General features: G+C 63.0%; 5 protein-coding genes. All 5 read right to left on the bottom strand.

What is annotated here, in order from left to right:
- Positions 1 to 1,431: thiol reductant ABC exporter subunit CydD (gene cydD / locus WBF82_RS03150; RefSeq protein ID WP_424381644.1), on the bottom strand; the 1,431-nt coding region annotated here is incomplete at its 3' end.
- A gap of 53 nt (positions 1,432 to 1,484) precedes the next feature.
- Positions 1,485 to 2,525: a cytochrome d ubiquinol oxidase subunit II gene (gene cydB, locus WBF82_RS03145; protein ID WP_424381643.1), complete on the bottom strand. Its 1,041-nt coding sequence runs from the start codon at positions 2,523 to 2,525 to the stop codon at positions 1,485 to 1,487.
- Positions 2,526 to 2,550: 25 nt separating this feature from the next.
- Complete coding sequence (locus tag WBF82_RS03140; protein ID WP_424381642.1) at positions 2,551 to 3,993, bottom strand: cytochrome ubiquinol oxidase subunit I; 1,443 nt, start codon at positions 3,991 to 3,993, stop codon at positions 2,551 to 2,553.
- Between the two features lie 98 nt (positions 3,994 to 4,091).
- Positions 4,092 to 4,712 carry an HdeD family acid-resistance protein gene (locus tag WBF82_RS03135; RefSeq protein WP_424381641.1) on the bottom strand — a complete coding sequence of 207 codons (621 nt, stop codon included), beginning with the start codon at positions 4,710 to 4,712 and terminating at the stop codon, positions 4,092 to 4,094.
- Positions 4,713 to 4,745: 33 nt separating this feature from the next.
- Positions 4,746 to 5,663 (bottom strand): adenylate/guanylate cyclase domain-containing protein (locus WBF82_RS03130; protein WP_424381640.1); only part of this gene is annotated, 918 nt, incomplete at its 5' end.

The raw sequence follows: 5,663 nt of genomic DNA, 5'->3' as shown, positions 1-5,663 counted from the left end.
CAGCAGCACCGGAGCGGGTGAGCCGAGGGCGCGGGCCAAACCGAGGCGTTGCCGCTGACCCAGCGACAGCCCCACTCCGCCGCTTCCGATCACGGTACCCATCCGGTCAGGCAGCTCGGCGAGTACTTGATCGAACCCAGCTGCCGCACAGGCGCTTTCAAGGTCACTGAGAGTACCGAACAGCGCGAGGTTGTCGGCGACCGTTCCTGGAATCAGCACCGGGCGCTGCGGCAACCAGGAGAGCTGCTGCCACCACACGTTCAACTCGAGATCGGCAATGTCGATTCCGGCCACGGTGACGCGGCCGCTGCTGCCCGTGGTGATTCCGGCGATCACCTGAAGGGTGGTGCTTTTTCCGGCGCCGTTCGCACCGGTGAACACCGTCACCTGTCCGGGCTGGATCACGGCGCTGAGATCGTGTGGGCGCATCCCGTCGCGACCCGCGACACTGAGGTTGTCGAGCACGATCACGGCTTGGCGCGCCGAGGCTGCCCGGGTACCCGGCGCGGCGGCGGGGGAGTCCTCGATCAGTGCGAACGCCTTGTCTGCCGCGGCCCGGCCATCCTGCGCGGCATGGAATTCCACGCCAATGCGCCGCAGCGGCCAGTAGACGTCGGGCGCGAGCAACAGCACGGTCAGACCGGTGGTCAGGCTGATCTCGCCGAACACCAGACGCAGGCCAATGCTGACGGCGACCATCGCGACGCCGAGGGTCGCGAGCAGTTCCAATACCAGCGCGGAGAGGAACGCGATTCGTAGTGTGGCCATCGCTGACCGCCGGTGCGCGTTTGCCAGCTCCGCGATGCGGTGCTCTGGCCCAGTGGCACGACCGAGAGCTCGCAACGTCGGGAGGCCGGCGATCAAGTCCAACAGCCGAGCCTGCAAGGTGGCCATGGCGGCCAGTGCTGCCGCGGATCGGTCCGCTGTCGCCAGACCGATCAACACCATGAAAATCGGAATCAGCGGCAGCGTGATCAGCACGATCACAGCCGATTTCACGTCGTAGAGCCCCAGGACGCCTGCGCTCATCGGGGTCAGGATCGCTGCCAGCAGCAATGTCGGCAGGTATGCGGTGAAATAGGGTCGCAACGCATCAAGCCCACGGGTCACCACCACCGCGGCGGCGTCGCGCTCAGCTGCCAGTCGCCTGGGTTGGCGGGCTGTCACGGCTGCGAGCACCTGGCTGCCGAGATCGGCGATCACTGCGCTGGCGCCGCGTTGACCCAGCCGGGCCTGCAGCCAGTGGGCCACCGTGCGTACTACCCACACCGTCAGGAGTATCGATAACATCGGCGCCCACTGGCTGAAATGACGCGCCGCCGGATCAGTGATGACCTGAGAAGCGATGTGCGCCAGCAGGATCGCTGACCCGATGGCGCAACCGGAGATCACGACACCGCAGACTACGGTCGCAACCAGGAAATGGCGCAGCGCCGCTGATGCCCGCCATAGTCGCGGGTCTAAGGGCCCCCGGCTGCTCGCGCTCAGGACGGCCGCCTCGCCAGTCCGATTGACGGCGGTATCCGGTCAGCCGAGATCCGTTGCCGGAAAACCCAATACGTCCACCCTTGGTATACGACCGTCAACGGGGCCATGATTGCCGTCACCCAGGTCATGATCTTCAGGGTGTACGGAGTCGACGACGCGTTGTAGATGGTCACGCTCCAGTGGCTGTTCAGCGTCGAGGGCACCAGGTTCGGATACAACGCGCCGAACAGGAGCACGACGACGGCCGCAACTACCAACGCAATGCAGCCAAAAGCCCACCCATCGGACACGCGCCGCCACACCAACAGCACCGCTGCAAGCTGCGCGACCACCGCCACCCCGAGCATCACCCAGGTCCAGCCCTTTCCGTGGGCCAGCTGCGTCCAAAGCCCAAATACTGCAACCAGTCCGGTCACCGGAAGCGACAGCCACAACGCGAATCGGTGTGCGTCATCGCGGATCGTGCCCGAGGTCTTCAACGTGACGAACACCGCGCCGTACAGCAAGAACAACCCGCCGGTAGCTAGGCCGCCCAGCACGGTGTAGGCGTTGAGCACGTCGGTGATCGACAAGTGGATGTGGCCTGCGGCGTCCACCGGCAGGCCGCGGACCAGGACGGCGAAGGCCACGCCCCACAACACCGCGGGCAACCACGACCCGGCGGCGATCCCGAAATCGGCCCAGCCGCGCCATTTCGTGTCGTCGACCTTGCCGCGCCATTCGATCGCCACGGCGCGCAGGATCATGCCGAACAGGATCGCCAGCAGCGGTAGATACAGCGTGGAGAACACGGTGGCATACCAGCCGGGAAACGCCGCGAACATCGCCGCGGCGCCGGTGATCAACCAGACTTCGTTGCCGTCCCACACCGGCCCGATGGTGTTAAGCACTGTGCGGCGCTGCAATTCAGGTTCGCCCGGGCCGATGCGGGCGAACGACTCCATCAACATGCCGACGCCGAAGTCGAAGCCCTCCAGGATGAAGAAAGCGAGGAACAGCATTCCGATGATGCCGAACCACAACTCTTGCAGTCCCATCGGTCAGCTCCTTTCCCGGTTGGCTCTAATACGCAAACGACAGCGGCGCGACATCGTCGTCGCTGGGTGCCCGCGGCGGCGCCGGTTCAGCATCGTGTTCTCGAGGCCCCTCGACGACGTAGCGCTTGAGTAGGTAGAACCAGACGACGGCGAGCACCGCATAGACGAGCGTGAAGGTCACCAGCGAGGTGACAACCATGCCGGGGGGGTGGTTGGAGACGGCTTGGTGAACGGTGAAGCGGATCTGCTGGTCACCGGTCGGGTTCGGCACCACGATCCACGGTTGGCGGCCCATCTCGGTGAACACCCACCCAGATATGTTGGCCAAGAAGGGCGTCGGGATGGCCAGCAGCGCCAGCCAGGAGAACCAACGTTGGTTGAGCGCGCGGCCGCCTCGGGTGAACCACAACGCCGCCAGCGCGAACAACACCGGAATGGCCAGGAACCCGATCATCGCGCGGAACGACCAATAGGTGACGAATAGGTTGGGCCGGTAGTCGCCTCCGCCGAATCGATGTTCGTAGTCCTGCTGCATGTTGCGCACACCCTGCAACGTGACGCCGTCGAATCGTCCGTCGGCAAGGAACGGCAGCACGTAGGGCACCTCGATCACACGCGTGACGCTGTCGCAGTTGTTATGCGTGCCGACCGTCAAGATCGAAAAGTCCGGATCAGTTTCGGTGTTGCACAACGATTCCGCCGATGCCATTTTCATCGGTTGCTGAACGAACATCAGCTTGCCCTGGCGGTCACCGGTGAACAACAGGCCGACGGTGGCGAGCAGCACCACCCAGCACCCCAGGATCACCGCAGGGCGAAATATGGCGCGGACGTCCGAATCCGGACGTACCAGCCACCATGCGCCGATGGCGGCCACGAATGTTGCGGCGGTCAGCAGGGCACCGAGCACCGTGTGCGAAAATGCTGCCAGCGCAGTGTTATTGGTCAATAGCGCGGTGATGCTGTTCAACTCGGCGCGGCGGGTCACGGGGTTGTAGTGCGCACCAACCGGGTGTTGCATAAACGAGTTCGCCGCGATGATGAAAAATGCGGACACGTTGACGCCGATCGCCACTATCCAGATGCACGCCAGGTGAATCAGCCGCGGCAGCCGGCTCCAACCGAAGATCCACAATCCGATGAAAGTGGATTCAAAGAAGAAGGCGAACAGGCCTTCCATCGCCAGCGGGGCGCCGAAGATGTCACCGACGAAACGGGAATACTCGCTCCAATTCATCCCGAATTGGAACTCCTGCACGATCCCAGTGGCCACGCCGATCGCGAAGTTGATCAGGAACAGCTTGGCGAAGAACTTGGTGAGCCGATACCAGGCGACGTTGTCGGTGACGACCCACACCGTCTGCATGATGGCGATCAGTGGTGCCAAACCGATGGTGAGCGGCACGAAGATGAAGTGGTAGACGGTGGTGATACCGAACTGCCACCGCGAAACATCGACGACGTCCATCTGCCACCTTCCCGGCGACATTGCCCAGTGTTACTACGAAGTGTAGTAGACGGCCGCGATCAGCACCACGAAGTTGTCGCCACGATCACGTCGGTCGGTCAGGCCGCGCTCGGCGGTCCACCTGCCAGGGCGTTGTCTACCCGCTTGGACGCGCTGCGAATACCGAACGACGACACGATTTCGAACACGCCGATGACGACGAGCCAGATGCCGACGATGAGCGTCAGGATCGCGAGCGATTCGAAGGGCGATCCGATCATGACAATGCCCGCCAGAAGGCTGATCAGACCAACGAATATCTGCCAGCCGCGGCCCGGTAATGCCGGATCACTGATCGCCGACACCGTGGTCGCTACGCCGCGGAAGATGAAGCCAACGCCGATCCAGATTGCCAAGAACAGGATCGCGGTGAGTGGATCCTTGCCGAAATGTCTGAAGGCGAGGAGCGCCAGAATCAGCGACGCGGCGCCGCTGATGAACAACAGGATTCGCCCGCCGGCAGAGACATGCAGACTGAACGCGAACAAGACTTGCACGATCCCGGTGGCCAGCAGGTAAACGCCGAAAAGAATGGCCGCGATCAGAATGGTTTCTCCGGGCCATGCCAACGTCAAGATGCCCAGCGCCAGCGCTAGAAGTCCGGATACGAGTGTCGACTTCCACAGATGCGGCAACAACCTTGGGACAGAAGTGGTTTCCATGTCCGAAGTCTCGCACAAATGATGATCGCGATGGAAGAACTGTGCTGCGAGTCAGACCCTGGCCGTTTGCGGCGCCGCAGCGCGCACGCCGCCCGAACCGGTGTCGGGTTTGCGGCCAACGAGATACCAGGTGCGCATGAGGCCTTTTCCTTTGACATCGAAGACACCGCGCTCCTGTAGCACGAAGTCGTTTTTGAGCCGCTGGTAGACATCCTCGGGCACCTGGATCCGCCCTACCGAATCGGTGGATTCCATCCGCGATGCAACATTGACAGCATCGCCCCACACGTCATAGAAGAACCGCCGAGAGCCCACCACGCCGGCGACGACGGGGCCCTTGGCCAGTCCAATTCGCAAGGGCAACGCATCGCCGCGCGAATCCTTCAATCCGCTTGCGGTCTGGGCCATGTCGAGGGCAAGGTCCGCCAGCGCCTCCACGTGATCGGGCCGTCGCTCGGGCACTCCACTGACCACCATGTAGGAATCGCCGCTGACTTTGATTTTCTCCAGTCCGTATTTGTCCACCAGCGCGTCGAAGTCGCTGTAAAGCCGATCCAGGAATCGGATCAGCTTGTCCGGGGCGATGTCACTGGCCCGCTCAGTGAAGCCGGCAATGTCGGCGAAAAGAACTGATGCGTCGTCGTACTTATCGGCAATGATGTTGCGCGCCGGGTCCTTTAGCCGCTCGGCGATGCTGGCCGGCAACATGTTGGCCAACAAGGCCTCGGACCGTTCGTATTCCATCTGCACGGCTTCCTGGGCACGGCGCAGTTCGCGTAGCGCGTACCACACCGTCGCGACCGCCATCACGCAAGCCGAGATTGTGGTGACGACAAAGCCCGCCGACAAAAACCATTGCGGCTGAACACCAGTGTCGCGGGGGACGAGGAACTGCAGGGCGATCACCATTCCAGCGGCGATCGCGGCCAAGATCGCCGCCAGGACAATGCGGTCGATGCCCAATTGAAA

Source organism: Mycobacterium sp. (genome assembly GCF_049673265.1).
Taxonomy (GTDB): Bacteria; Actinomycetota; Actinomycetes; order Mycobacteriales; family Mycobacteriaceae; genus Mycobacterium.
This window is presented reverse-complemented; position numbering and strand designations above follow the sequence as displayed.

Bases quoted from the DNA above. Each gene is read 5' to 3' on its own strand.
- cydB (WP_424381643.1), bottom strand. From the start codon at position 2,525: ATGGGACTGCAAGAGTTGTGGTTCGGCATCATCGGAATGCTGTTCCTC.
- WBF82_RS03140 (WP_424381642.1), bottom strand. From the start codon at position 3,993: ATGGACGTCGTCGATGTTTCGCGGTGGCAGTTCGGTATCACCACCGTC.